Source organism: Bradyrhizobium sp. B025 (assembly GCF_042257955.1).
GTDB classification, from domain to species: domain Bacteria; phylum Pseudomonadota; class Alphaproteobacteria; order Rhizobiales; family Xanthobacteraceae; genus Bradyrhizobium; species Bradyrhizobium diazoefficiens.
In genome coordinates, this window is sequence record NZ_CP170150.1 from 1,338,967 (window position 1) to 1,364,382 (window position 25,416).

General features: G+C 59.2%; 17 protein-coding genes and 4 pseudogenes. 8 read left to right on the plus strand and 13 right to left on the minus strand.

The features are described 5' to 3' along the window. Positions 1–4 precede the first annotated feature (4 nt). On the plus strand, positions 5–175 hold the full coding sequence (locus tag ACE10W_RS06340) for a hypothetical protein (RefSeq protein WP_018648285.1): 171 nt from the start codon (positions 5–7) through the stop codon (positions 173–175). 170 nt (positions 176–345) lie between these two features. Here ACE10W_RS06340 and ACE10W_RS06345 read toward each other — a convergent pair. The 3 genes and pseudogenes from ACE10W_RS06345 to ACE10W_RS06355 all read right to left on the minus strand — a co-directional run. Then, a pseudogene (locus ACE10W_RS06345) lies at positions 346–593 on the minus strand (IS6 family transposase); the annotation flags it as partial. Positions 594–879: 286 nt separating this feature from the next. Then, positions 880–1,467 (minus strand): N-acetyltransferase, encoded by a 588-nt coding sequence (locus tag ACE10W_RS06350; protein WP_018648286.1) that lies wholly within the window; start codon positions 1,465–1,467, stop codon positions 880–882. Between the two features lie 249 nt (positions 1,468–1,716). Beyond that, a pseudogene (locus tag ACE10W_RS06355) lies at positions 1,717–2,376 on the minus strand (IS6 family transposase). A 2,313-nt stretch (positions 2,377–4,689) separates the two neighbouring features. On the opposite strand from ACE10W_RS06355, the gene ACE10W_RS06360 reads away from it, so the two are divergent. From ACE10W_RS06360 to ACE10W_RS06385, 6 genes and pseudogenes are all read left to right on the plus strand, one after another. Beyond that, on the plus strand, positions 4,690–5,754 hold the full coding sequence (locus tag ACE10W_RS06360) for an IS630-like element ISRj1 family transposase (protein WP_253574549.1): 1,065 nt from the start codon (positions 4,690–4,692) through the stop codon (positions 5,752–5,754). Between the two features lie 17 nt (positions 5,755–5,771). Then, positions 5,772–6,608 carry a hypothetical protein gene (locus ACE10W_RS06365; protein WP_011084715.1) on the plus strand — a complete coding sequence of 279 codons (837 nt, stop codon included), beginning with the start codon at positions 5,772–5,774 and terminating at the stop codon, positions 6,606–6,608. 398 nt (positions 6,609–7,006) lie between these two features. Then, positions 7,007–7,785: pseudogene (locus ACE10W_RS06370) on the plus strand (IS5-like element ISBj2 family transposase). 387 nt (positions 7,786–8,172) lie between these two features. After that, a complete protein-coding gene (gene ltrA, locus ACE10W_RS06375; RefSeq protein ID WP_011084718.1) occupies positions 8,173–9,648 on the plus strand; it encodes a group II intron reverse transcriptase/maturase in 1,476 nt (491 codons plus the stop codon). 123 nt (positions 9,649–9,771) lie between these two features. Continuing rightward, a pseudogene (locus ACE10W_RS06380) lies at positions 9,772–11,122 on the plus strand (IS701-like element ISBj6 family transposase). Between the two features lie 416 nt (positions 11,123–11,538). Next, the gene (locus ACE10W_RS06385; protein WP_080668322.1) at positions 11,539–11,871 is read left to right on the plus strand and encodes a hypothetical protein; all 333 of its coding nucleotides are present in this window, start codon (positions 11,539–11,541) and stop codon (positions 11,869–11,871) included. A gap of 137 nt (positions 11,872–12,008) precedes the next feature. Here the strand turns inward: ACE10W_RS06385 and ACE10W_RS06390 are convergent, their stop codons facing one another. The 5 genes from ACE10W_RS06390 to ACE10W_RS06410 form a co-directional block, all read right to left on the minus strand. Next, entirely contained in the window at positions 12,009–12,713 is a 705-nt protein-coding gene (locus ACE10W_RS06390) for a competence protein CoiA (RefSeq protein ID WP_011084720.1), read from the minus strand. A gap of 111 nt (positions 12,714–12,824) precedes the next feature. After that, complete coding sequence (locus tag ACE10W_RS06395; RefSeq protein WP_018648597.1) at positions 12,825–13,256, minus strand: hypothetical protein; 432 nt, start codon at positions 13,254–13,256, stop codon at positions 12,825–12,827. A gap of 46 nt (positions 13,257–13,302) precedes the next feature. Next, a complete protein-coding gene (locus ACE10W_RS06400) occupies positions 13,303–13,809 on the minus strand; it encodes a hypothetical protein (RefSeq protein ID WP_080668323.1) in 507 nt (168 codons plus the stop codon). Between the two features lie 47 nt (positions 13,810–13,856). Then, positions 13,857–17,642 carry an AAA family ATPase gene (locus ACE10W_RS06405; RefSeq protein ID WP_018648595.1) on the minus strand — a complete coding sequence of 1,262 codons (3,786 nt, stop codon included), beginning with the start codon at positions 17,640–17,642 and terminating at the stop codon, positions 13,857–13,859. Between the two features lie 2 nt (positions 17,643–17,644). Next, positions 17,645–18,334, minus strand: a complete 690-nt coding sequence (locus ACE10W_RS06410; RefSeq protein ID WP_018648594.1) for an exonuclease SbcCD subunit D C-terminal domain-containing protein — start codon at positions 18,332–18,334, stop codon at positions 17,645–17,647. Positions 18,335–18,490: 156 nt separating this feature from the next. Here ACE10W_RS06410 and ACE10W_RS06415 point away from each other — a divergent pair. Beyond that, positions 18,491–19,620, plus strand: a protein-coding gene (locus ACE10W_RS06415) for an IS3-like element ISRj2 family transposase (protein ID WP_109866565.1) whose coding sequence is annotated in 2 segments (ribosomal slippage) — positions 18,491–18,743 and positions 18,743–19,620 — 1,131 coding nt in all. Because the reading frame shifts where the segments join, the coding sequence is not laid out codon by codon here. 103 nt (positions 19,621–19,723) lie between these two features. On the opposite strand, the gene ACE10W_RS06420 is transcribed toward ACE10W_RS06415, so the two are convergent. The 5 genes from ACE10W_RS06420 to ACE10W_RS06440 form a co-directional block, all read right to left on the minus strand. Beyond that, positions 19,724–20,245 carry an exonuclease subunit SbcD gene (locus ACE10W_RS06420; protein ID WP_011084725.1) on the minus strand — a complete coding sequence of 174 codons (522 nt, stop codon included), beginning with the start codon at positions 20,243–20,245 and terminating at the stop codon, positions 19,724–19,726. A gap of 8 nt (positions 20,246–20,253) precedes the next feature. Next, a complete protein-coding gene (locus ACE10W_RS06425; RefSeq protein WP_011084726.1) occupies positions 20,254–22,362 on the minus strand; it encodes an ATP-binding protein in 2,109 nt (702 codons plus the stop codon). 7 nt (positions 22,363–22,369) lie between these two features. Continuing rightward, complete coding sequence (locus ACE10W_RS06430; RefSeq protein ID WP_011084727.1) at positions 22,370–23,674, minus strand: SIR2 family protein; 1,305 nt, start codon at positions 23,672–23,674, stop codon at positions 22,370–22,372. Positions 23,675–23,751: 77 nt separating this feature from the next. Then, entirely contained in the window at positions 23,752–24,672 is a 921-nt protein-coding gene (locus ACE10W_RS06435; protein WP_018647871.1) for a nucleotidyl transferase AbiEii/AbiGii toxin family protein, read from the minus strand. Next, positions 24,662–25,282 carry a type IV toxin-antitoxin system AbiEi family antitoxin domain-containing protein gene (locus ACE10W_RS06440; protein ID WP_026312796.1) on the minus strand — a complete coding sequence of 207 codons (621 nt, stop codon included), beginning with the start codon at positions 25,280–25,282 and terminating at the stop codon, positions 24,662–24,664. Before ACE10W_RS06440 ends, ACE10W_RS06435 begins: the two co-directional genes overlap by 11 nt. Positions 25,283–25,416: the final 134 nt, after the last annotated feature.

A 25,416-nucleotide genomic window follows, 5' to 3' on the forward strand; every position in this document is an offset into this window, starting at 1 on the left:
CAAGATGGATCCTGCAATCGACATCATCTTTGAGCTGACGATTGCCGATTGGCGCTCGAGCGAGGAGGCTGAGGCGCGGCCCGTTGAGGCAGCACGCATCTACCGCCGTGAAGATCGCACGGTGTGCGGCAGCATGAAATGGTCGGCGCGCAGCCTCATTGCCGATTCCTTGTAAGACGGGATGCCCGGGCCTTCTACCGGGCTGCGGAATGCTCCGCCGGAATTCTGTCGTGACCGCGCGCCGCCTTTGCTTCGTACTCGTCCTCGGGCGAGCGAAATCGACGCGTCAACAACCGGCTTTGATCATCGCGATTGTCGCGGTCGGTCAAGTGCATGCTCTCAGTCGTTTGAACGAGCGGGAGCGCGCGAGCGGATCCATCGGAGAACGCATTGCCGAAGTTTTCGTCTTACTGGCGCACGATTTCATAGGTCACGCCAATGCCACGCGCCGCCAGCACTTCAGCACGTCCTCGACCATGCGCAAGCTTGAGAGGAAGCCGGAAATACAACCAAGCGGCATAGCTGATTACTTCCGGTGGGAAGCGATGGCGGCGATAAAGAGGGGTCCGGGCGGTCGGCGTGCTGGTCGTCACCACCCCCTCGGCGGCTCCAATTCGTTAACTTAACGCCATCCAGAGTCTTCCGAAGCCGTCGACCAGATGTGTCTCGATCAGTCTGCTGTCTTCCTCATTTAGACGGCCCGGCTTGTCGAACAGCGTCAGCGGAATGGTAGCTTCCCGACATCATGGAGCATCGCCGCGAGCCCGAGTCGCCCCAATACTTGCTGGCGAAATAATCAGCGCCGCCGCAGACAATACGTAAGCAGTGCTGAAAGGTGGCCCTCGTGAGCCAATGCGAACACAGGCTTTGAATTTCGCTTTATTTGGCTGCTCGCAACATTGGCGTGAGCGGCGGCGAAGAACCATGTTGTATTTTGCCAATGACCTCGAAGCCGTGGCTTTGATAAAAGGGGATGTGATCGGGATTCGAGCTTTCCAGATAGGCGGTAATGCCCTGCTCATCGCATCGTTGAAGAGCGTATTTCATCAACAATGTGCCAAGTCCTTGTCCGACCCAGTTCGGATCGGCCGCGATGAGAGGCAGGTACCAATGCGGCTCGGACGGATGATGTTCGGCCATTTCCTGCCGCAGGAGCGCCATATCTTCGGTGATCGCCGGGTTCAGGGACAGCGCCATTATTTCGTCTAACGCGGACTCGTCTTGCTGCACGCCAGGCGGCAGCCACAGGGCTGCGGCGCGGATCCCTTCCGTGACGTATGCTGTGCCGTGCTCGAATGCTGGTCCACCAGAGGCGTTAACGAACCGAGGCATGCTCCGAAGATATTGGCCTGCGTCAGGCCAACTCCACCGCATCAATGGATCGGCGGCAAAGCCGAGCACAATTGTCCAGACGGTGCTTGTTCGAATGTTTGCATTCGCACATTTGATATCCGACTCCGCCGGCATAATGTGGGTTCCAAATTTTCTGTCTACCTGTCAGAGTTACGTGGCACGACATAAAGAAGACGTGGCCGATCACCAGATTCCTGATATCGACCGGCTGCACCTGGGTTCTGCCCGCTGATGGTCATGTTCCGTAACGACTCAGAATAGATCCATCGCCCGGCACCGGCTCGCCGTGCTCAGCTTCCGGAGCGCTTTTTCATCACTGCAATCCCTGTGCCATACTGAATGTCGAGCGACGGCATCGTCAACTTAACCGACCGCTGAGCTGAAGGAGGCGCTTCTCAAAGGTTCGAGATTCGGCGATAGCGCTTGTCATGGAGATCTCGCGCCAAGTCGCAAAGGCTCGCTCGTGCCAAGCACGACGGAAGTCGGCAGTCAGGGCTCCGGGATCGGGGATGTGGAAAAGGTTCGAGACCTGATCGTGAACTGACAGAAATCGGTGGGCCTGGAGGAGTTGAAACGCATCATGATCCGCTCGCGTCGTCGCGTCGGCTGATGAGAATTCTCGGCCCGATTGTTGAGAACTTTGTGCTGGCGATGTTCGACCCAAAGGCCCGTCTTTGCCCTCGCAGCGCCGTACGAACGAAGCTTGTCCGTGATCATCACGCGCGGCGGCGTGCCGGCGGATTTCAAGAGCTTCTTCCTGAGCCGCTGCGCAGCGCGCGAGTCTCTTCCGCGCTGGATCAAGACGTCGAGAACGAAGCCATTCTGGTCGACAGCGCGCCAGAGCTAATGTTGTTCGCCCGCGATCGAGATAACGATCTCGTCCAGATGCCATTTGTCACCGCGAGCGGGAGCGCGCTCGCGGACCGATCGGAGAACGCCTTGCCGAATTTCGGTCCCCACTGGCGCACGGCTTCATAGGTCAACAGTGCCACGCGCCTCCAGCATTTCCTCGACTATGCGCAAGCTTAAGGGAAACGGGAACTACAACCAAACGGCATATTGACGCCGCCCCGGTGGGCTGCGCCGACAGACTTTCAGCGGTTGCGCAAAAGTACGGTGCACTGCGTGAGCGGGCTGGTGAGCTCGAAATGACGCTGCAACGGAGCCGGACGGCGCGGTCGCGGCCATCTCGTTTGAGCATTCACGGTCGCAAATCGACGCAGAGCGCGGCCCAACCCAAACAACGTCGACTGGTAGAGAAGCGTTCGCCTGAGCTGAACTTCTTGACGGTGGGGCGACCGCGAGTCACCGGACCCGGATTAACGAAGGTCGTCGAACGGCCCACGAAACCCTCGCCAAGGCGTGGGAGGCGAAATCCGCTGCTGCTGGCGCGTTCCAGTCGGCGAGCGCTCGCTGCGAGGAAGCTGCCGCGGGAATGGAGGCCGCGAAGAATCGCCGCGCTTCAGCCGAAGGGGCCTTCAATATGGCCTGTCAGGATATCGCCCGGTCGCAGGGTCAGGTGTTCCCGCTGATTGCCACCGACCCGGCTGTGTCCAGAGCGCTACGAACACGAACTCAAGAGCTCGACCGAACCGTAAATGATACGGACGCCGCCGTCCTGATGCGTCGGGACGACCTGGAGAGATCGCTGGAAGGGCTGACGCGGAGGCATCGACTGACGCCGTTGCAACCCTGACAACGGAAATCGATGCTCAACGAGCTGCCGATTGGCGTGATGCATGTCCCGGGCGCGGGAATTCAGGACAATCTGGGCGACAAGGCGAAGAAGCTCGGCATCCCGGTCTGAAAATTCGGCGGCGCGTGAGCGCCGCAAATTTCTACTACCCGACTTGAGCGACGAAATCGCGCAACTTTCGCTCCGCTTCCTCCGCCGCCTTCTCTACGGCAGGAAAGATCGTGGCCCACACCTCAGCCAACTCCGGAAACTCCATTCGCGCCTCGGCCGGGTTTCAGCGGTAGGGAAATTTGTCGTACCACGTCACTCTTTCGACGCTTGAGGGTCAGAAGCGCTACGCTTCCGCTTTTCAGTTCAACAGCAGCAGCTGTGAGCGCCAGAACCTCTGAGACACGGCCGCCACTTTGCAATAGCACCGTATAGGAAAGTCGGCGTGCAGGATCGAGCCCTTGTGCCGCGCGACGGAAGCGACGGCGCTCCGGTAGTGTCAGGTATTGTCGAATACCCGATGTCGAAAAATAGAGCGAGCTCTCCGCACAAGGGAGCCGGGGGGCTCGCGGTCGAGCGGACGATTGATTTCACAGATGGTAGATGGACTGCCGCTGTCCTTAAATGAGGAGGGGAAATGTCGCGTCCCGGTAGGATTGATTGCAGTCTGCTCCTTCTTTCTTTGCCACCATAGACCGCAGCACAGGGACAGCTGTGCGATCCGTGCCTACGCTCAGGTGAGAAATGCTGCGGTCTGCGGCCGTCTGGTTCGGCGCGCGTTCAATGTAGCGTCGGTTATGGATACGAGCGCACCGGCGCCGAACGTCGCTGTCGCCAGAACCAGCGGAAGTGTTCTCGCCACTGACAGAGCGACAATACACTCCTGACGTGGTGCCTTGGAAAAAGATGCCCCATGAAAATGGGAGCGCAGTCCCCTGCGCTCCGGTCGTTCTTACCATATACGGAAACGGTCACGCTGCCCGTTGCATCACAGCTGTAGCTCTGATCATCGCTAAAGTTCTGATGACAATATTTGGACTATGGACCGGGATGCCACCCCTTCTTGCGCAGCGTGTTGTCAGAACTTTAACAGAGTCGATTGTCAGCTCTGAAACAATGTCTGACTTCCGACGCTACAAACATTCGTAGAAGACGCAGAGCAGCTGCGATTTTCATCGACACGTCCCTTGCTTGGTTCGCGGACGAACATCTCGGATCGCTTTTCCAGGGGGGGTGCTGAAGGTTGCCTTCTCGCGTGTCGCCACGAGCGCCGTGGTCGTCAGCTTACTCTGAGGCAACATGAAACTAGGCTTCAAGCAATAAGGTCGCGTTGGCTTGGCGTCTCCGCCCTCAGCGGTCGGACTTATCAGACGTGATGCCGACGGCCATTTGTTCTTAGGACATCGAGATTGTCGATCTGCTCAGCAAGGGGTTTATACCCGGACGTCGTTTGGCGAACGCAAGTGACAAGCGTCCGCAAACAACAGGGGCCTTTGGCATGAATGTGGCATCAGGGCTCAGTGCAGGGCGGACATCGGTTAGCATGTGATGCCCCATAACATCGGGGTGAAGGAACTTCTGATGAGGGCCGTATCGATTGAGTTCACTAGTACCCACTTTTCTTGGAACGTGAGTCGTGATTCAAGGTCGGGATGATACCCGAAGCAAGAGAAGTCCACCTTTCGAGGAAAGATCGCAAGGTGCTTGAGGCGTGCTGTCGCTCACCGGTGACGTTGCAGCGCGATTTGAAGCGGGCGCGGATAGTTCTGTTGGCGGCGGATGGGCGCAGCACCCGGTCGATCGCCAAGGAAGTTGGGGTCCAGCCGCGGATTGTCAGCCTTTGGCGGCATCGCTATGCCGACCATGGCCTTGAAGGGCTGCAAGACAAGCCGCGGCCTGGCAAGCAGCCGATCTATACGAAGACGACCGACAAGCGGATTCTGAAGCTGCTGGATAAGCCGCCACCGCAAGGGTTTGCGCGCTGGACCGGCCCCCTGCTGGCCGAGGCGCTGGGCGATGTCGATGTCCAATATGTCTGGCGGTTCCTGCGCAGCCACAAGATTGACCTGGTGGCTCGCAAGTCCTGGTGCGAGAGCAACGACCCGAACTTTACGGCCAAAGCCGCCGATGTTGTCGGCCTCTATGTCGCGCCGCCGGCGAAGGCCATTGTGCTGTGCGTGGACGAGAAGCCCTCGATCCAGGCTTTGGAGCGAGCGCAGGGTTATCTGAAGTTGCCCAATGGCCGCGCCTTAACCGGCCAAAGCCACGATTACAAGCGGCATGGCACCACAACATTGTTTGCGGCGCTCGAAGTCGCCACCGGAAAGATCATCGCGACCCATTCAAAACGCCGGCGCCGCGTCGAGTTTCTCGATTTCATGAACAGCGTCACCGCGGCTTTTCCGAACCGCAAGCTTCACGACATCCTCGACAACCTCAACACCCATAAAAAGAACGAGGACTGGCTCAAGGCCCACCCCAACGTGCAATTTCATTTCACGCCGACAAGTGCGTCATGGCTCAATCAGGTCGAAGTATGGTTTTCCATCTTGCAGGGGCAGTCGCTCAGCGGCACCTCCTTCACGAGCCTCAAGCAGCTTCAGGAACACATCGATGCCTACGTCAACGCATACAACGACAGAGCCGAGCCCTTCGTCTGGACCAAGAAAAAGGTCCGTCAACGCCGTTTCAAAGGCCGCCGTATCACTCAGCTCTGATTCCGGGTACTAGGCTGGTGTTTTTGTACTTCGTGAGCGTGCTTGCGGCCTTGCTTTTGCTGGTGGTGAGCAACCGCGGAGCCATGGCAAAACGCTCCGGCTATCGGAGTGATTGTGCCGGGATGCTGATTGTTTCTTCCATCCTACTTGTTGATAATTTTCAGTCGGAATGCCAAGCCCTCCATCTTTTCAGTGACAACCAGCCCATACGAGGGGAGCTCTTTGAGCGGGGTGCGGATCTGTTCAGCTTCAATGGGGCTAATGCGGGTGCACCGTGCAACGCTGTATTGGCTCCTGTGATTCTTCCAGCGCCCTCGCGTCTGCGCTATCGATCGATGACGCTGAGCAGTGACGAGCCGTCAAATTATCCCGACGAAGACGTTCTAAAGAGGAGAGCAGACAAAGGGCCTCGAGTGGCGTCGTTCGCTCCTGCAGGATCGTTCCGGCAGAATGGTCCGGCTCTCCGTGCGGAGGCGCCTGTCGGTTCGATGCTGATGCAGAGGCTAGTTTCTTTGGCATCTCATAGTTTTACGACCTCGGCCGGGGTCAAAATTAGCTTCACGTTGATTATGGCGTCAAACCCGAGCGGTACTGCTTTTGGTCCACAGGTCTTAATGGATGCCGACAGTAAAGCTTTGGTCTGCGAGATCTCGCCCATGGATGCGGAAAGCATCTCTGCGTTTCGGCACTCGCTGGCGCAAGCCTTTGTTCAACAAGCGGCGAATCCCGGTGGGGGGCTCCCGAGCAAGGATGTCGATGATTTGTTTGCGAACAACTGGGCTGCTAATGCAACAAATGGCATTATGGGCGGTTGCCTGCTCGGGAATAATAATGAAAGCGGAAGGATAGTGTAGCGCAGCACATGGGTTGTCACGAACTCCACGAACGAGTCCGGGCCGCCAGATCCGGAATGTCCCTCTTCAACTCCTGTAACAGGAGGGCGTAATTCGCCCGATATGCTCGTCGCCCAGCCATTCCATGTCGTCGAGCACCGCCCGCTGGCCGTGGAGCGAGCCGAATTGAAAAGTGCAGTGCCTGCCGTCGCTTGATAATCGTGTGGACGCGTCGGGTTGCGGGCCATTAGCGGACAACTGGCAGGCAGCTCTTCATAGCTTAGGCGTCGGCGATCGACCATCTGGTCCGTCCCATCGAACACAGGCGGCGCGCCCTCATCAATTGCCATCTGGGCTGACGAGCGCTTGCGCGCACTAGGGTCTGTACCTAAATAGCGCCACGTGATTCTCTTGCCTACGTGTTGATTCGGGGGCGAGAGAATGCGCGCTGGTTTGTTTTGGCTGAACGACAGGCAATGGGCGCGTATCGAACCGCATCTGCCGAGGGGACTGACGGGGCCGGATCGGGACGACGACCGACGCACCGTCAGCGGCATCATTCACATGCTGCAATCGGGTGCACGATGGCGTGATTGTCCACGTGAATACGGCCCTTACACGACGATCTACAATCGCTTCAATCGCTGGGCCAAGCGAGGACGATGGTGCGCAATCTTCGAAGCGCTGGCCAAGCCTGGCGAAGACGGCGTCGTACTGTCGCTCGACTCGACCTCGATTAAAGCTCACCGGTGTGCCTCCGGCGGAAAAGGGGGGAGCACAATCAAGCAATCGGCCGCTCGCGCGGAGGCCGCACGACAAAAATCCATGCGCTGAGCGATCCGCTCTGCCGGCCGGTCGTCCTGCATCTGACTCCAGGCCAGGATGCCGATATCGCTGCGGCTCCCGATGTCCTGGCGCTCGCGCCACCCATGAGCGTGCTCCTCGCCAAGGGTATGATGGCGACAAGCTTCGCGGCGCAATCATTCGTCGTGGCGCCAAGCCCGTAATCCCCAATAAATCTAACCGTGTCGTCATCCATCGCTTCAACAAACGCGCCTACAAAGGACGAAATGTCATCGAACGCTGCTTTTGCAGGCTCAAGGACTTCCGGCGCATCGCCACGCGATATGACAAGCTCGCCCGTAATTTTTTGGCCGCTGTTCATCTCGCCGCTCTCGTCGCATATTGGCTCAATTGAGTCTGGACCCTAGCACTACTTTGGGTGCGCCGGGAGACCGGCAAGGAGGAGATGGTGAAAGTCCATTGCGATGAAGGTGTAGCGAACCACATCGGCCCCGAGCCGTGCGCAGGCGTCCGCGAGGGTGTCGGCGAAGCGTCGGTAGGGGAGCATGCAGGCCAGCCATTGAGCCGCGAAACAGTGTTATCTCGGGAGCCGACGCTGTCCAAAGAGCGGAAGGCAACATGGATGAGTGCGCAATTGCGAGCACCCGTCCAACCCGGCGTGGTCGTAGACCCTGGCATGCATGGAAGCTCCTTGTACGGGAACCGGGATATCTCCGGGTCGGCCATCTTCCTCCTCGGAGGAGGTGGTCCGCAGCGGGAAGGCGAGGAGCCGTAGCCGCTGATGCATGACACGGAGAAGTCTGACTCTGGCATAGTAGCTGAGAAGCCGACGAACAAAGCTGGATTACTGGCGGCGGAGTGGGCGGAGCCAAGGCCGGGGACCAAGGGAAACGCGGAACAGCAGCGCATGCACCGGACACAGGGCCGGGCTCGCATGACCCAGTCGCTGGACCGCGTACGGACAGCCGCAAGGCTGAGGAAGAAGGACCGGTTCACCGCGCTCTTTCACCACATCAATGTCGATACACTGCGGGCGGCGTTCTTTGCGCTCAGGCGTAGGGCTGCTCCCGGAGTGGATGGCATGACGTGGCAGGACTACGAGGAAGATCTCGAGCCCCGGCTCGCCGATCTGCACAAACGGGTCCAACGAGGAACGTACCGCCCGCAACCGTCTCGCCGGACGTACATACCAAAAGCAGACGGCAAGCAGCGTCCGTTAGCGATCGCGGCTCTCGAAGACAAAATCGTCCAGGGGGCCACCGTCATCGTGCTCAACGCCATCTACGAAGGAGACTTCTGTGGCTTTTCCTACGGGTTTCGGCCCGGCAGAGGACCACATGATGCGTTGGACGCGCTCTGCACAGCGATCGAGACGCGGCAGGTGAACTGGATCATTGACGCCGACATCCAAAATTTCTTTGGCGCAGTCAGTCAACCTTGGCTGGTTCGCTTCTTGGAACATAGGATCGGCGACAAGCGCATCATCCGCCTCATTCAGAAATGGCTGAAGGCGGGTATTCTCGAAGACGGCGTCGTAACCGCTGATGACAGGGGAACGGGTCAAGGTTCGGTGATTTCACCGCTCCTTGGCAACATCTACCTGCACTACGCTCTCGACCTGTGGGCCAAACGCTGGCGACAGCGCGAGGTCTCCGGCGGCATGATCATCGTGCGTTACGCGGACGATGTAGTAGTCGGCTTTGAGCGCGAGGATGACGCACGTCGTTTCCTTGACGCGATGCGCGCGAGACTGGAGGAGTTCGAGCTGACGCTCCATCCGGCCAAGACCCGCCTGATTGAGTTTGGTCGCCATGCGGCGGCTCAACGCAAGCAGCGCGGACTCGGAAAGCCGGAAACCTTTGCGTTCATGGGGTTCACGTTTATCTGCGGCAAATCACGCCGAGGGCGCTTCCAGCTTCAACGGAAGACCCGTGGCGACCGCATGCGAACCAAACTCCGCGAAATCAAGGAGGAGCTGAGGCGCCGAATGCACTGGCCGATCCCTGCACAGGGGAGATGGCTGAGGCAGGTCTTGACCGGCCACTTTGCGTACTTTGCTGTTCCGACGAATGGCCGAGCGCTCAATGCGTTTCGGTTCTACCTGACCGATCTCTGGAGGCGTACGCTTCGGCGGCGCAGTCAGCGGACCTGTCTGACCTGGGATCGCATAACGCAGATCACCGACGACTGGCTTCCCAAGGCTCGCATCCTTCATCCATGGCCGAAGCTGCGCTTCGCCGTCAAACACCCGAGGTAGGAGCCCGGTGCCTTAATTGGGCTCGCCGGGATCTGCGCGGGGGGCGCCCAGTGATGGGTGTCCCTACCGCGAACAGATTGTTGATTTTGCCGCGTTTTATAGGATTCCCGAATCAATTTTTCAATGATTCATGGGTGGTCGGCTCTTGGAGGGCTGACCATGCCGGGATGGGAAGACGAACTCGAACGCTGGCTGATGCCGTTCTTGGACCGGCTGGGTCATAAGACCCGGCAGCGGATGTGTCCTCTGTATGTTGCGGGATTGATCGGTCCTGGCGATCGCAAGAGCGTTCAGCCGATGGCGGAACGCCTTGCCACGAGCAACTACGACCAGTTGCACCATTTCATTGCGGACGGTGTCTGGGACGCGACGCCGCTGGAGACAGAACTGCTCAATCAGGCGGACCGACTTGTCGGCGGCAGGGATGCGGTGCTGGTTATTGATGACACCTCACTGCCGAAGAAGGGTGAGCGATCGGTCGGTGTTGCGGCGCAATACGCATCGGCTCTCGGTAAAACTGCAAATTGCCAAACGCTGGTGTCTTTAACGCTTGCGCGCGGCGAAGTGCCAGTGATGGTCGCGTTACGTCTCTTTCTGCCTGACAGCTGGACAAGCGACATGCCCCGTTTGAAGCGCGCTCGCGTGCCAGTCGAACACCGAACGCCACGGTCCAAGCCGGAGATCGCTTTGGCCGAGATTGACCGCGCGATGGCAGCCAACATGCGCTTTGGATGTGTGCTGGCGGATGCAGGATACGGCCTCAGCGCACCGTTTCGACAAGGGCTAACAGAGCGCGGGCTGGCCTGGGCGGTCGGTATCCCTCGGCACCAGAAAGTGTATCCCGTCGATGTGAAGCTCATTTGGCCGATCACCAAAGTCCGTGGCAAACCACGAAAGCACCACGTGCCCGATATCTTATCGATTGCGGCAGAACAAATGCTGGCCAGCGCCAAATGGAAAACCGTGAGTTGGCGTAGCGGGACGAAAGGTCGGCTCAAAGCCCGATTTGCTGCTCTCCGTGTCCGCACCGCCGACGGCCCTCCGCAGCGGATATGGGATAAAGGTCAGCAGCATCTCCCAGGCGACGAAGCCTGGCTCATTGGCGAGCAACGTGCCTCCGGGGAGAGGAAATACTATCTCGCCAATCTTCCGGCGACGACGGATCTGCGCACGCTGGCCGCCACCATCAAGGCACGGTGGATTTGTGAGCAGGCGCATCAACAGTTGAAGGAGGAGCTTGGACTTGATCACTTCGAAGGGCGATCATGGCAAGGTCTTCATCGCCACGCCCTTATGACAATGATTGCCTACGCCTTCCTGCAACATCGTCGCCTCGCATACGCGGGGCGGAAAAAAAAGAATCAACGGGCCTCCGCCTCAACCAACCATGCCCGCCGTACGCCACGCCATCGTCGATCTCCATCCTTCGGCCGCCGCCTCAGCAATGCCCATATTGCCGAAAGCAAATCCTTGAAAAGCAGCGGCCAAAACACATTCTGCCAAAGTAGTGCTAGGTGCGATGCGCGCGAAGATCCGCGTCCCTTTTCCCAGTTGGACATTCCGGCGCCGCTCTTCCATTGCATTGTTGCGAAATTCGAGCTTCTTCTCAGCCGCCGGCCAAATGGTCGGATCGCTACTGCTCGACGGTTGCCAGGAAATTGGGGGTGGTGGTGCCTTTACCGGAGCCTGCTCAGCCAGGATGGGCAGGATGCAGCTCTTCAGCACCTCCGCGAAGCGCCTCTGCTCGGCCTTGATCTCCTCCTTCGTGGCTCCATCCTTGAGGGTGTAGACCTTCGCGCCGCTTCGGTGACGCCAGTCAAAGGGAAGCGCCACGGGACCGGGATAATGCGCGCCGTTCGCTACGAGAATGATGCGGCCCTGTGAGAGCGCATGCTCGGCGTAGCCGAGTTCGGACATGATGTTCGGGTTCTGGAGGTATTTGGGCTCGGAACGCTTTTCGGCAGGTATGTTGGGCTGAAGTGCTGCAGGGGCGGTCATGCCCACCGGGGTCATGTCCGCGACAAAGACGTTCGCGCCGGCGATCTTCTCCAGGATGGTCTTCGTGATGTCCGGGGTTCCAGCGACATTCTTGGTATCGTGATCGACCTCGGGACGCTCCGCCTCCTCATAGTCGGGATCGATGGCGATGAGCTTGCAGGCGTCCTTCAGCGCATCGCGCACAAAGTAGTGATGCAACTTCGGATCGCGATCACTCTGCCATGACCAAAATATCTTCATTGGCAAACATCACCTTCTACTGTCAGCGAGCTTTGTCCCGAGCGCTCGCATTGTGTTTAATCAGGAATACCGGCAGCCATGCAAAGTGCTCTGGCGTGGCGCCGCTCAATACGAGCAAGCCGTCAAGAGGGAGCAGTATCCTCCCAGCGGACAGCTCGCAGAAACTCATCGCGGGTCAGGGCGCAGAGAGCGAATTCGCCGCGCTTCAAGGGGCCTCCAAGACGAGACGCTACGCCGGGGCCTGCAAGGTAGAAGATGTAAGGCCCTGCATTGAAGAAGACGTGGGCTACCGCACGCTTCCACTTCTCGATGAACTGCTTGTTCGGGCCCACCCAGCGCATGATCGCGAATTCCTTGCCGTCGAGATTTACGACCCGTGATCCGAAATCGAGCGACATATTGAAGTACGTCCCAAGGAACGAGCTTTCGCTGTGAATGTGGACCAGCCAGAACATCCGGTGCCCGCGCCGATAGAAGGCCTCCCGCGCGTTTCGCTCATCCTCGCTGATCGAGGAGTGCTGCAGCTCAAGGACGGTCGCGCGCGGGGTGCCGCTGCCGACGAGGACGTCGGCGCGGTGCAGCTCTCCTGTCGTCGGGTCGCGTAGAGCGATCTCGCGGCAGGACATGTCGAAGAGTTCTTTCCAGCCGAGGTGCCAGGCTCCCTCCGGCTCGCTCCAGGGATCGCAATCACCCGCCTTGTGCCGCCAGTGGGACGTGTTCTCGACGGGCATGACGGCGGTGAGCAAGCCGCCGCAGTCGCGACACGTGGTCCGTTCTCCCTTCGCGACGGGGGCGCGCTTCTGGTCGCCGACCCAGGCATAGAGCACGTTTATTGCTCCCCTTTACGCATCGCTAAACCCAACAAGCACGACAATGGCGCTGCCGCCAGCCGGTCGGCCGAGCCTTTGGTCAAAATGCATCCTCCCCCAGCAGACATCCTACCTCGCCGTCATTAGTCGACAGGCGAGCTCCTGCTCGCCCCAACGCGCAGCGAAAGTATCGGATACCTCGAACCAACTGCCGTCATTTCCGGCGCCGTGATAGAGGCCCATGCAGGAGCACTGGCACTCATGCCCAGTCGCATTCTGGCACGCAGGAGAGCATTTCTCCTGCTCACGGTAGGGCTGAATAACGTAGACCTTGCCATATTCGGCCAACGAGCGTTCAATGAAATCGTTGAACCAAGCTTTCGGCAGTTCCCAGTATTTCTTGCCGGCAATCCAAATAGGCGACGTTCGTCTATCATTCTGAAGCCACTGGCGATTCGCTTCTGCGAAGGGAAGTCGAACGCGCAAGCGCTGCCCTCTTCCCGTCCGCCGCAGTACGACCGGTATCCGCTCCCAGACATAGTTCAGCGTCAGTTTGTCCATATTCTATCGAATTTGTTTGACCGCCGCATGACGCTCTCGGCTGTCGTCAAGCTAAGCCCCATGTCGAGGCAAAGTTTAAAGAACTCTTCTGGTGCATCCGTCTTGTCCAGACGATATTGGCGGGTGAGATCCCGAGCATCCTTACCGATCGGAATGACATCACTAGAGGAAACCCACTGTGGGTTACCGACTTTCTCCTCAAATGCTGCAATGACGTCGTCGGGAAGATCGGCACCAAACAGAAAATATCGAAGATAACGGATAAAATGTGGATGCGTGTAAATGTCGGTACCTCTGCAACCATTCTCTCGAATAGACCCTTACGCGACGCTTTGATCCTCCCCTGATGGTATCGGGGGTCATTCCAGTAATTCAGTCTTTCTTGGGGAATTGCGGATCTATCGCTCAGAGATTGGAGCAAGGTAAGGATCGGCTGCGCATTGGCTTTATAAGCTGCGTGGCCCTCATCATGATTGCGATGAGATTCCCAGAGATCGACCTTCGCGAGTATCGCGGCCTCGCTCTCAGTCAGCTTGATATGATACTTCTCCATGTATCTCCTCTTCCGGCCTGAACACTCCGAGGTCGCTTCTCCTGATATTATTGTGCGCTACTCGTCGTAGGCCATGCGGCTCCCATGCTATTAGATACTCTAATTTCGGATCGGCCCGCACCGCGCTTTTCCACGCGCACCTGCACGGCAATCCGCTCGATCATGGCAGCGACATGTGTGATGACGCCAACCTTCTGACCTCTGCCCTGTAAGGTCTCCAGCGCATCTACTGCTAAGTCGAGCGTCTCCGCATCGAGCGATCCAAAGCCTTCATCGATAAACAGCGTGTCGACAAAGGACGATCGACCCTCAAGACCTGACAGCGCCAACGCCAGCGCAAGGGAGACGAGGAAGCGTTCACCGCCTGACAGGCTTCGGGTGCCGCGGACCTCGTCGCCCATGTCGCGATCAATAATATGCAGCGTGAGATCGGACGCAGCCCCTCGCGCGAGCCTATAGCGGGGTGTTAATGCGTGGAGATGATCATTCGCCAATTGCACCATGTGGTCGAGCGTAATGCCCTGCACAAAGCGACGGAAACGATCACCGCTGGCCGAGCCGATAGCATCGTCGACTGCATGCCAGATTACGAGTTCCGCTTTCGCAGTTTCGATTTGAGCGGATAGATTTGCGGCGGCGCGGCGCGCCTCGTCGTCTCGCGCGAGCGTAGCGGCAAGTCCACCTGTCAGTTGTTGCATGTCTCCGATTTCGGTTCCCAACGTCGCGACGACTGCGGCCAATTCCTCGACATCGGTGGTCTCGTTGAACCCTTCCAGCGCCCGGTTTAGGTCATTCTGACGCGTCAGCACTGCGGTGCCCGCATCGTTCACGCCTCGATCGATCTCCCGAATTCGGACCCGTAACGCTCCACTCAATGCTGGGTCGGTTGCGATCAGCGCCGCAACCTGATCCGGCGGGCGAGCAATATCCATGCAGGCGGCGTTGAATGCCTTTTCGGCTAACGCGTTACGGCCTTTGGCGGTCTCCAATCCAGCGGCGGCCTCGTCGCAGCGAGCGCCGGCCGCCTGGAACGCTGCATCTGTGGTCGATTTTGTCTCGCGCGCACGAGCAAGAGCTTCACGGGTGGTCTGGCAAGCCTCGGTGATCCGAGCCCGGTGACTTGCTGTCGCCTCGCCATCGAGGAGTTCTGCTCTGGCACGCGCCTTCTCTCCCTCGGCCAGGCGACGCTGATCGAGAAGAAGAGCCGCCGCCGTTACCTGGGCCTGCGCGTGCCGAAGCGAGGCGTCCGCCGCCGCACGCTCGGGCGCCAGGCGCTGGAGCGTCATTTCAAGCTGGCCAACTTGCTCGCGCAGGGCGGCGTACTCCGTCGCAACCGTTGACAGCGTGAGGCTAACACCGGCGGGATCGACATCGAGGTGGTCGACGGCCAGACCTGCGGCAGCAAGAAACGGCGTGATTTCACGGCTGATGGAAATGAGGCGCTCAGCAAGGCCCGCCGCCTGGACCGTGTACTCAGTTGCCTTTAATTGCGCAGCGTGGAAATTAGAACGTCTTTGGTCGATGGAGCGCGCGGTCGTCTCGATCACCTCACCGAGCGCGTCATGCTTCCGCTGCAAACTGTCGATCTCTGTCCGAAGACGCCGGGCGCTTGCGAGCGGAGACGCAATGGCGGATCGTTCTGCGATCGCGACTGAGATGAGGGCCGCCAGTTTCGACGCAGCCTGGTCATCGAGAACGGGAGGTGCGTTCCCCTCGATCCCAGCCTTCGTGCAGAGATCGTTCAACGACGACCACTGTTCGCCAAAAGCGCTGTTGGCAGCCAGAACTTGTCCACGTGCCACATCGATGCCGCGATTTGTCTCCGCCTGGCGCGCTTCTCCAGCGGAAAGCGCGCGCGTTGCAGCGTCCAAACGTTGGCCCGTCGCGGTCAACGCGGTATCAAGTTCTTCGCGCCGACGGCGAAGCCTAGCAGCTATTTCGTTCAGCGTGCTTGGATGCGCAAGATGGGGATGGTCGGTGCTGCCGCACACCGGGCAGGCCAAATTTGGAGCCAGCAGGCTGCGCAGATGAATGGCCTCAGATGAGACCGCCTCGTCGGCGAGCTCTGCGATCGGAACAATTTCCGCACGCGCGGTCCGATCGCGGAGCTGGTCCGCTTCAGCTTCAACGATCTGGCTTTTTGCTGTGCTTACCGCCTGAGCCGCCAGCGTGTGTTCCGATTCCCGCCGTGTTAGATCTGCCGATGCCCGAGTATACTGGTCGCAGACGGTGCTGGCCTCGCGCAGAGCCTCAAGCGCGCGCTGCAGGTTGACGTCTCGTTCGTGGAGCGTCGCCTCATCGATGCCGGCGAGACTAGCTCTACGATCACCGATTTCACGACTTAAGCCATCCTTTCGCTCGCGATCCTCGGTGAGCTTCTCCAGCAGCGCAGTTATTTCATTTTGCGACAGCGTAGCTGTTTCTTCCGCTCCAGCGGCCGTCACCCTAGCTGCAGCGTGCTCCTGTTGGAGCGCTCCCCGCTTCGCTAACAAGTCCATCGCATCGCCAAGACGATCAGCAAGAAGAACGCGATCCGATCGGCTTTTTAATTGCGCCGCAGTGGTGCGGTACGATTCTGATGTCTGACCGAGAGTCTCATCAATCGTTGCCAGCGCATCGGCCTTCTCGCGCAGTGTCGCTTCCGCCTGCTGCGATTTTTCCAGCGTATCATTAAACTCGGTCCGAGCTGCCGCCAGCTCGGCGTCGAGCCTTTCGGCTTCGTTCCAAAGGGGACCAAAATTCTTGAGGACCTCTTCTGCCGCTCCGTTGGCGGTTACCGCGTCCGCCAGTTGCGTTGTAGATTCCGAGTGTAGTTTCTGCGCTTCCTCGCGTGCAATAAGCAAACCGTCGAGACGGGTTTGGGCCTTCGCTGCCGTCCGCCGTGCATTTTGCAAATCGCCTGCTAGCGGACGAAGCGGCTCGCCAAGATCGAGTTCGGCAAGAGATTGATACTCATCAGCGGCTGCCTCGCGCGCCGCGTGCGCTGCGACCGCTTGAGCCTCAGCCCGCGCGAGGTCGCTGCGGGCGGCGGCCACGCGCTTGAAGTGATCTAACCGCTCGTTGTGTTGATCGCGCTCCGCGCCTTTCTGTGCAATGGTTGAAGCAAGCTGACTCTGCTCGTCCAACAGCGCCTGCCTGGCTTCGTCATCAAGAAGCCCGATGTCGTCTCGACGCCGCTCCAATTGCTCGACACTTCTTCGTCGAGCGTCCGTGCCGTCGTGAACGCGGACCGAGATCGCTGCGTAGATTTCAGTACCGGTGATCTTCTCCAGCAATTCTGCGCGCTCGCTCTCGGCGGCGAGCAGGAAAGCGTCGAACTCGCCCTGTGCGAGGAGCACCGTTCGCCGGAACTGGTCGAATGTGAGGTCGGTTCTCCTCCCCACCGCCTCACGGACCTGAGTCTTGCCAGTCGCCACCGCGCTGCCGTCGTCGAGTCGATACAACGAACGCTGCTCATTCTGCAGCCGCCCATTTGCTCGCCCTCGCGCCCGATTGGCCTCCCAGCGGACGCGATAGCGCTCGCCATCCTGCCCAACGAAATCCACCTCGGCATATCCGCTGCCGGCGCCTCGGCGCAGGATCGCTCGGCCATCATGAATTGAAATCGCCTCCCCACTGGGATCGGGCGCATTCTCCCGTCGACCGACAGAGACGCGTGGATACTCGCCATAGAGCGCGAGGCAGAGCGCGTCGAGGATGGTCGATTTCCCGGCGCCGGTCTCGCCAGTGATGGCAAAGAGGCCGGAACCTGCAAGAGGTTCTGCGGCAAGATCGATCTCGAAAGGAGCACCAAGACTTGCCAGACTCTCGCCGCGGATAGCCAAGATCCGCATGGCTATGTCTCCGCCTGTGCGCGGTGGAAGACATCGAGATGCGTGGCATCCGGGGCTACGCCGAAGGTGCGTTCAAATGCGAGCTTGAACAGATCCTCCGGATCTCTTTCCGCAAGGCGGATCATAGGATCGGCGGAAGTCACGTCGTTTGACGCCTCGGGTATTGCCGCGACACGGGTGTCGACGATGCGCGCCGGAAAGCTCTCCGCAATGCGGTCGACCTCCTCTCTGAACCCGGGCGATAACCCTTCCCGGGCAAGCCTGATCTGGACGAATGGCCGTTTATGAAGCGGCAGGTCCGATGAGAGGTTCATTGCCGTCAGATGATCACCAAGTTCGTTCAAGCGCATATCTCCCGCCTCAGGAAGGCGGACGAAGGCAACTGGCCGGTCGATCGGGATATGTTCGGATAGAACCGTTGTTCCGTCGAGGCTCACAAGAGTGACCCCGTGCGCGTAAGGCATCTCCGTCGCCGACAAGGGAATCAGTGAACCAGAATAGCGGATGGTATCACGACCGATGGCCTGAGCCTTATGCAAGTGGCCAAGCGCCACGTAGCTCGCTTCCGCCGGGAACACGTCGTGCGGCACAGCATGCTGGCCACCAACTAGAATTCTGCGCTCCGCGCCTTCCGACTCAATACCGCCCGCGACATGGAGGTGTCCCGTTAGGACGAACGGTAGACCATCCATCGGTCCCCGTAACGTGTCGACCAATTCAGCATAGAGGCTCCGCACGCCAGCGATGACGGGCGAGTCTAAGAGCTGGCCCCGCAAATTCGGACAGTAGCTTGAGTGGATTTTCTGCCTGACAGCGGCGAGGATTCTTGCTGCGAATCAGGAGCGAAGATGACGAAGAAGAGCCGCCGGACGCATTCTCCGGCATTCAAGGCGAAGGTTGCTTTGGCTGCGGTCAAAGGAGACAAGACACTGGCGGAGCTGGCGCAACTGTTTGATGTTCATCCGAACCAGATCACGATCTGGAAAAACCAGCTCCTGGAAGGCGCCGCCGGCGTGTTTGGGCATGACAAGACATCGGCCGAGACGCCGGTCGATTTGAAGGCGTTGCATGCCAAGATCGGCGAGCTGGCGTTGGAAAACGATTTTTTGTCCGGCGCGCTCACCAAGGCGGGCCTGCTGAGCGCAAAGCGATGATCGACCGCGGTCATGATCTTTCTATCGTGCGCCAGGCGAAGGTCCTGAAGCTGGCTCGCAGCACGGTCTACTATGAACCTCGGCCAGTTTCGGCCGAGGACCTTGCCTTGATGCGTCGGCTCGATGAGCTGCATCTCGATTATCCCTTCGCGGGAGCGCGTATGCTGCGATCGTTGCTGCGGCGGGAGGGGGTATACGCCGGTCGCCGCCACATCGCGACGCTGATGAAGCGCATGGGGATCGAGGCGGTCTATCGTCGCCCGAACACGAGCAAGCCGGCTCCGGGTCACAAGATCTACCCGTACCTGTTGCGCGGATTGAAGATCGAGCGGCCCGACCATGCGTGGGCAATGGACATCACCTACATTCCGATGCGGCGTGGCTTCGTCTATCTCGCGGCGGTCGTCGATGTGTTCAGCCGACGGGTCCTGGCCCATCGCGTCTCGATCACAATGGAGGCGGCCTTCTGCGTCGAAGCGGTCCAGGAGGCGTTGGCGAAGCACGGCAGGCCCGCGATTTTCAACACGGACCAGGGCAGCCAGTTCACCAGCCTCGAGTTCACCGATGTGCTGCTGGACGCGAAGATCGCCATCAGCATGGATGGCAAGGGCGCCTGGCGCGACAACGTGTTTGTCGAGCGGCTCTGGCGCACGGTCAAATACGAAGAAGTTTATCTCCGCGCCTACGACAGCGTGTCCGAGGCGCGAGCGTCAATTGCCAAGTATCTGGCCTTCTACAATCAGGGACGCCCTCACTCGAGCCTTGACGGGCGCACGCCCGACGAGGCTTACTTCGGCACGCAAGCTATGGTGATGGCCGCATGACCGTCGCCGACGATTTTGTCGTCGCTCTGGTCGGGCTACGCCCTCCCGACGCAACGACAAAATCGTAAAGCCCCGCGTTCAGCATAACCCGGCAGGAATCCACTTAAATCCAGCGGGGCGCTGTCCAAACAACCGGGGCCAGCTCTTCTACTTCACCATCTAGCCGCGTCAGATTCGGAAGGCATGCTGCGGTTGGGTAGGAGACTGCAAGCACATGAGCAGCCACCGAACCGCTTGTATCAGCGATAGGAACGAGATGACGGGCCGCCTCGACTCGCCCTTCGCGCCGCCGCACATTGCCCACGACGCGGATGTTGAATGCCTCCAACAGAGGCCGCGGCGCTTCCAACCGACCAGCTGCATCATGGTTGCCAGCAGCGATCACCATAGCCATGCGCGGATTCGCGCGGCTCAGCCGCATGAGCGTATTGTAGAAGAGCTGTTGCGCTTCCCCAGAGGGGTTTTGGCTGTCAAACACGTCGCCAGCGATGATGAGGGCATCGACATCCCGCTCCACAACGATCTCTTCGAGCCGCTCAAACACCTTGCGGTGCTCGTGCTCCCGAGAGAACCCGCGTAAAGTTTGACCGATATGCCAATCGGCCGTGTGAAGGATACGGATCATTGTGTTTATTATTCCTCCGGATCATGCACCGGAGGAGCGCCCGACCATTCTTCGGAGATTGCGCCCCAATCGACGCCACGCTCTTCGGTAAGCGTCCACACCTTCCAGAAATCCGGGTCCGCCGACTGCGGCCGCTGCGCATCGGGCAATTCATCGACCTCAACCAGCACCGGGATCGGCGCTGCCCAGCCCAAAAGAACCGCTTGGCGGGACGGAAGACTCGGCAGTTCACGCAAGAGTCCACCTACATTGTCTGGGACAAGGCGTGCGACGAGGTTCTGGTCCGCGTCATTGACGATACGGTGCAGCACAAACGTGTTGCATTGGGCGAGAACCGTTGGAGAGAGCTCCGATGGTCGCTGCGACGAAAGGACGAGCCCGAGCCCGAACTTGCGCCCCTCTCGAGCGATACGCTCGAACACCTCGCGACAAAGTTGGGTTGGAGATGACGCAGGACCATCATCATCTTTACCGCGTCGAACGAATGTGTGGGCTTCCTCCAACACGAGTACGGTCGGCAAGGTCTGGCCCTTCGGATGGCCACGGCGATATCGCTGAAGCGATTCGAAGACCAGCCGCGCCAAAACTGAAACGACGATGTGGACGATTTCGGACGGAACAAGAGACAGATCGACAACCGCGATCTGGCCGTTACTCGCCCCGTCGTCGCCGATATAGTCCTTTAGCCAGGATTCAAAGGAAGTCGGTGGATCGCGACCGATCACGGCGCCGAGCCGCTGATCAGCGAGCATACCGCGAATCCGCAGCCCGAGCGTCGAGATAAACCCCGCGAGATTACCTCCTTGCTCGGTTGCCACCCGGTCAAGATGCTCGGCGAGAATATTTACGTCGAAGAACTGTGGGGCGTCCTCACTGATAAGGGTTGCGTGACCGATATCCGGCAGCGTTTGAGCCAATGTGTCCAGCGCACTGCGGATCGTTTCGAGGTCGGAAATCGTAAAATCGTTGAAGAAATTACCTGATCGCCGGCCATCTACAATTCCCGTGATCGTCGTGGAAATCGCTGCAAGAGCGCCACTAGCGGTACCGAGGGTCTCCCCGCCAAACTGCGAACAATCTGACGCGATCGTTTCAAGGAGCCGTGCGCACTCGAATCTTGCTTTTGCTGCGCCCCCGAAAGCCTGTGTGCCAGTGTTCAGCATCGCCGAGATCCGAATCGAATAAGAACCAAGGTAGCGCCGAATCATCGCCTCTCTGGGAACTCCCTCCGTTTGGCCGGCCTTCAGCTCCCTCAGCCCCTGCATCAGCAACGGGCGTTGTGCCCCTGGCTGGGCGTGAGCGACTGCGGTCCACTCGTGCCCGCTCCAGAGCCACGCAGGGACATCGAGCGGCCGCTCTCCTCCCGTCACGGGCGGAACACGAAACAACCGCAGCTCGTCTCCGCGATCAGCGAAAGCTCTGGCATATTCGCCATTGGGATCGAGAACGATGAACCGCGCGTTGGGCACCCCCGTCTTGCCAGCCTCCTTGAGGGACTTCTCTGCGGCCTCCATAGACCATCGAATCAGACCCGCCACCGTGCATGATTTACCGCTACCGGTGTTTCCCAATACGGCCAGATGCCGACCGAAAAGCTTGTCAGGGTCCACCATGATGGCCGCGCTCGACGCCATCGGCGACGATCCTATTCTGACTCTCTTATCGTCGTCCCTCGCGCCCACGATGGCTTCGATCTGCGGGGCGGTCGGGATAAGAACTTGGTCCCCCACTGACGGAAACGCGACCACGCCACGGGAGAGTTCGTATCTGGTCATACCCGAGGCGCGGTCGCGCCGAGAGGTCAGCGTTCCCACCGGCGATAGCGACATCTTTCGGAGCGGGAATGGAAGATCAATCAGGCCGAAGTCTTTCAGGCCAGAGCGCTTTGGATAAGGAGAGCGTTCGATCCCAATCCAGGTTATGTAGGCGACTGTCGCGCCCGCTTCATTTGGGATGAGCACATACCCATTGAGACGCGGAAACCCCGCCGGAACTCCAGTATTCAATGCCGTGGAGTGCGGAGCGTCCAGTTCAAGAAGCGCCCGAACTTCGTCAGGCGCAACCGATTCGACGACACCGACAACAAGGCCCGACAATCGTTCGATTGGAGTTGTCATGATCGCCTCATATCGGCCCGGTTGCAGTCGCTGAAAGCGGCACAGTAGCCGGATCGTTGAGTTTCGGATCGCCTGGGCGATGCTTCAACAATTCCGTCACTCGACCCGATATGTAGTCGAGCGCCGGTTTTGGCAGGTAGTTTGCGACCAACGTTGCAAGATCCGAGAAATGCGGCCCGATCAGCAGCGAGACCTGTGCATCGCGCGTCTTTTCAACAAATGCTTTGAGGCGATCGTCCGCCGCATAGGCCATGATCACCAAATGGGTCGACGGAATCGTGAGCATATCGAATAGCACCCGATTCACGTGATCGTCGCCGAACCCATATCCGTAGGTCACGACAACGGCGTTAGGTCGGCAAGCTGCGGCCGCAAAATCGCGAAAGAGCTCCGCATACGGATATTGCGTTGTTTCGACGTCCTTCGCAGGATTGGGGTAGATCATGACCGTATCGACGGGTTCTTTGGGAATGTCGGTATGATCCGCAGGCGCTCCGAATGGGATGCCCTTGCGATAGATCCGCCGTTCGTCCTTATCAAAAAACCAGTCCAGTGAACCATGGAGCTTAGTGAGGCGAATGACGCCCTCCATGAACCGCGGCTCACCCCGAATGCCGGGTGGATTGTAGTGGACATCAACTTCAACGCGCGACGCCCGGAAGACCGGGTTCAGGGCACCGACAAATCTATCGATGATCCGAAGACCTGCAAAATCGCAACCATGTTCGATCAGGCGGTCGTAGTTTGTTGTGAAGACGTGCAAACGTTCACGAGATGCAGCGCGGCTCGCAAAACTCAGCAGGAATGATTGCAGAGCACCTAGGGCAGCATCTTTTGAAGCGGGATCCTTTCCAGCAACAATCCCGCTTTCCGTCTTCAACAATGAAGTGAGAAAGCCAGACATCTGGGCGTCGATGCCCTTCTTGAGGGTGTTTTCTGCTCCCTTGTCGATGACCCCCAACCCCTCGAGCAGAGCAAGCGCACTTCGAAACTGATCTTCGATGTTTGCCGCACCTCTTTTCATCGCCGTCGCTCCGGCCTGGGCGTGCGCGTCGATCGCGGCGTCATATGACGTGCCAAATGTAACCTTGGCCATGCCTGTGGCCCCTACGCCCCCCAGGTAACCAACCGCTGTGGTGAACCCACTGCCGAGCAGCAGGTTGAGGTGCTCTGCTTGGAAAACAGCAGAGAGCCACGGCTCGATATGCTTTCGAGCGCTATTGGTCAGGGAATCCAATTCATCTGGGTCAGTGGGTAGATCGTCCCAGGCGCCTGAGTGACTGCCTACGCGATAAAAGTGCTTCTTATCCATACTTACCCCCAAACCGCGATCGCGGCTCTTTTCTTCGTCAATCGCGCCATGCGGAACGGAGTAAATTTATGATCCCGCTATGCCTCATCGATTGCTGCTCCCGGCGACCATGGCCCGCTCGGCGGCCAAATTCGTTCTTCTTTCAATCCGACGACCAGGGGCATCAAGAAGAGGCGGAGATCGGCGACGGTAACGGCAAAAGCATCCGGTGCGGCTGCCATCCGATCGCGCTCCAGGAAGGCGCGCCACTGGGCGGCCCATGTTTCCGCGAATTCATCGGTCAGACCGACCGGGACAACGGATGGGAGGACCGTTCCGCGTCGCTCGAAGGTCCGCTGAATTGCCTCGGCAAGAGCGGCCCGGCGAAGCTCGAATGTTCGGGAGATTACCCAGAGATCATAGAAATCCTTGAGCCGACTGTTGGCCACGCCGAGCGTCACGAGCGCTGCGAATTTCTCAGCTACCACTGTTTCGACCGGATATGCGCGAAGGTGCGGCGTTGGGGCGTCCAGCAGGGTGGGATAGTCGATCTCGACCGCCGCGGGTGTAATGGCGTCGCCGAAACCGATGTCGACCTGGATCGGAATACGCGCCCCGGCGATAGTTGCCGTTGTGCGGACCCGCACGCCACCATATTCCAGCTCCTCACGAATCGGGGTCGCCATCAGCGCTGCGACATCAAACGTCACACCGTCATCGACGACCGGCTGCGCACAAATGGCCCGGAAGGTTTCGGCAATGGCTTCGGTGTCGCGGTCGCCGTGGCCAAGCAGATCCAGATCGCGCGTAGGCCGAAACGGATCGGCTATCCAGGTCACGAAGAGCATCGCACCTTTGAGGATGAAGCGGTCGCGGTGCGGCGACGCGCTTAGCCGGTAGAGCAGACGCTCGAGCGCATATCGCGTCAGGAGAATCTGGAAGTCCGATCGCTCGGCACGTGCCCGATCGAGGAGCCGCGCTCGCACTGATGCGCCGATGTTGCGAGGCTCACGCGCCATCGGACACCATTGCTTCGACGTAGGGACGCATGACCGACCAGACCCGCGCCTTGCGAGCGTAATGCCAGAGTTGATCCGGCTTGCATCGGCGACGGCGGAGGCCTTCGCGCAGCCCCTCCATCGCGACGTCAAGGCCGATCTTGGTTCGGTAGCGAAAGCAATCGACAATTGTCCTCGCCGGATCCGTGATAGGAACGTCGACATTCTCAATGCGGTGACGCTCGATCCCTTCGGTAAGCGCCGATCCGGTGAATCGCACGAACCGGATAGGTGGATAATCGATCTTGGGTCGCCAGGCGGAGCGATCGATCGCCATCCATACAGCCGACGGCATCTGCAGCGTCAGTTCGTGGTATTGGAGGGCCGAGGTAAGACAGACCACACCCTTTGGAACCAGAACTGCTGCCTCGGCGAGGGTATGGGCAGCCTCGAGGTGGGCGTCGGGGAGTTGATAGAGCCCACGTGCTGGGCGGACGACTGCCTCCTCCCGAACAAGACGGGCAAGCGTCTCCGGGCCGATGCCTTCGGCGATGAAATCCTTCAGCCGGAGCATTCCTCGGGTCTTCAGGAGGTCGAGCGCGCGAAGTCGCTGGGCGCTGGTGGACGGCATGGAGTGTGACGTTTCCTCTGATCTGGAAAGATATAGCAGATGTTTTATCACAAGGTCGTTGGCTTGAAAATCCCCGAATCATCGCCCATCCCCATCCTTCCTCGAAGCTTGACCGAGTGGTGTCGGACGACGAC

What these genes read in the sequence shown, in the direction of transcription:
- ACE10W_RS06340 (WP_018648285.1), top strand. Translation starts at nt 5, where the DNA reads ATGGATCCTGCAATCGACATCATCTTTGAGCTGACGATTGCCGATTGG.
- ACE10W_RS06350 (WP_018648286.1), bottom strand. Translation starts at nt 1,467, where the DNA reads ATGCCGGCGGAGTCGGATATCAAATGTGCGAATGCAAACATTCGAACA.
- ACE10W_RS06360 (WP_253574549.1), top strand. Translation starts at nt 4,690, where the DNA reads ATGATACCCGAAGCAAGAGAAGTCCACCTTTCGAGGAAAGATCGCAAG.
- ltrA (WP_011084718.1), top strand. Translation starts at nt 8,173, where the DNA reads ATGCATGACACGGAGAAGTCTGACTCTGGCATAGTAGCTGAGAAGCCG.
- ACE10W_RS06385 (WP_080668322.1), top strand. Translation starts at nt 11,539, where the DNA reads ATGCTCGGCGTAGCCGAGTTCGGACATGATGTTCGGGTTCTGGAGGTA.
- ACE10W_RS06395 (WP_018648597.1), bottom strand. Translation starts at nt 13,256, where the DNA reads ATGGACAAACTGACGCTGAACTATGTCTGGGAGCGGATACCGGTCGTA.
- ACE10W_RS06400 (WP_080668323.1), bottom strand. Translation starts at nt 13,809, where the DNA reads ATGGAGAAGTATCATATCAAGCTGACTGAGAGCGAGGCCGCGATACTC.
- ACE10W_RS06405 (WP_018648595.1), bottom strand. Translation starts at nt 17,642, where the DNA reads ATGCGGATCTTGGCTATCCGCGGCGAGAGTCTGGCAAGTCTTGGTGCT.
- ACE10W_RS06410 (WP_018648594.1), bottom strand. Translation starts at nt 18,334, where the DNA reads ATGGATGGTCTACCGTTCGTCCTAACGGGACACCTCCATGTCGCGGGC.
- ACE10W_RS06420 (WP_011084725.1), bottom strand. Translation starts at nt 20,245, where the DNA reads ATGATCCGTATCCTTCACACGGCCGATTGGCATATCGGTCAAACTTTA.
- ACE10W_RS06425 (WP_011084726.1), bottom strand. Translation starts at nt 22,362, where the DNA reads ATGACAACTCCAATCGAACGATTGTCGGGCCTTGTTGTCGGTGTCGTC.
- ACE10W_RS06430 (WP_011084727.1), bottom strand. Translation starts at nt 23,674, where the DNA reads ATGGATAAGAAGCACTTTTATCGCGTAGGCAGTCACTCAGGCGCCTGG.
- ACE10W_RS06435 (WP_018647871.1), bottom strand. Translation starts at nt 24,672, where the DNA reads ATGGCGCGTGAGCCTCGCAACATCGGCGCATCAGTGCGAGCGCGGCTC.
- ACE10W_RS06440 (WP_026312796.1), bottom strand. Translation starts at nt 25,282, where the DNA reads ATGCCGTCCACCAGCGCCCAGCGACTTCGCGCGCTCGACCTCCTGAAG.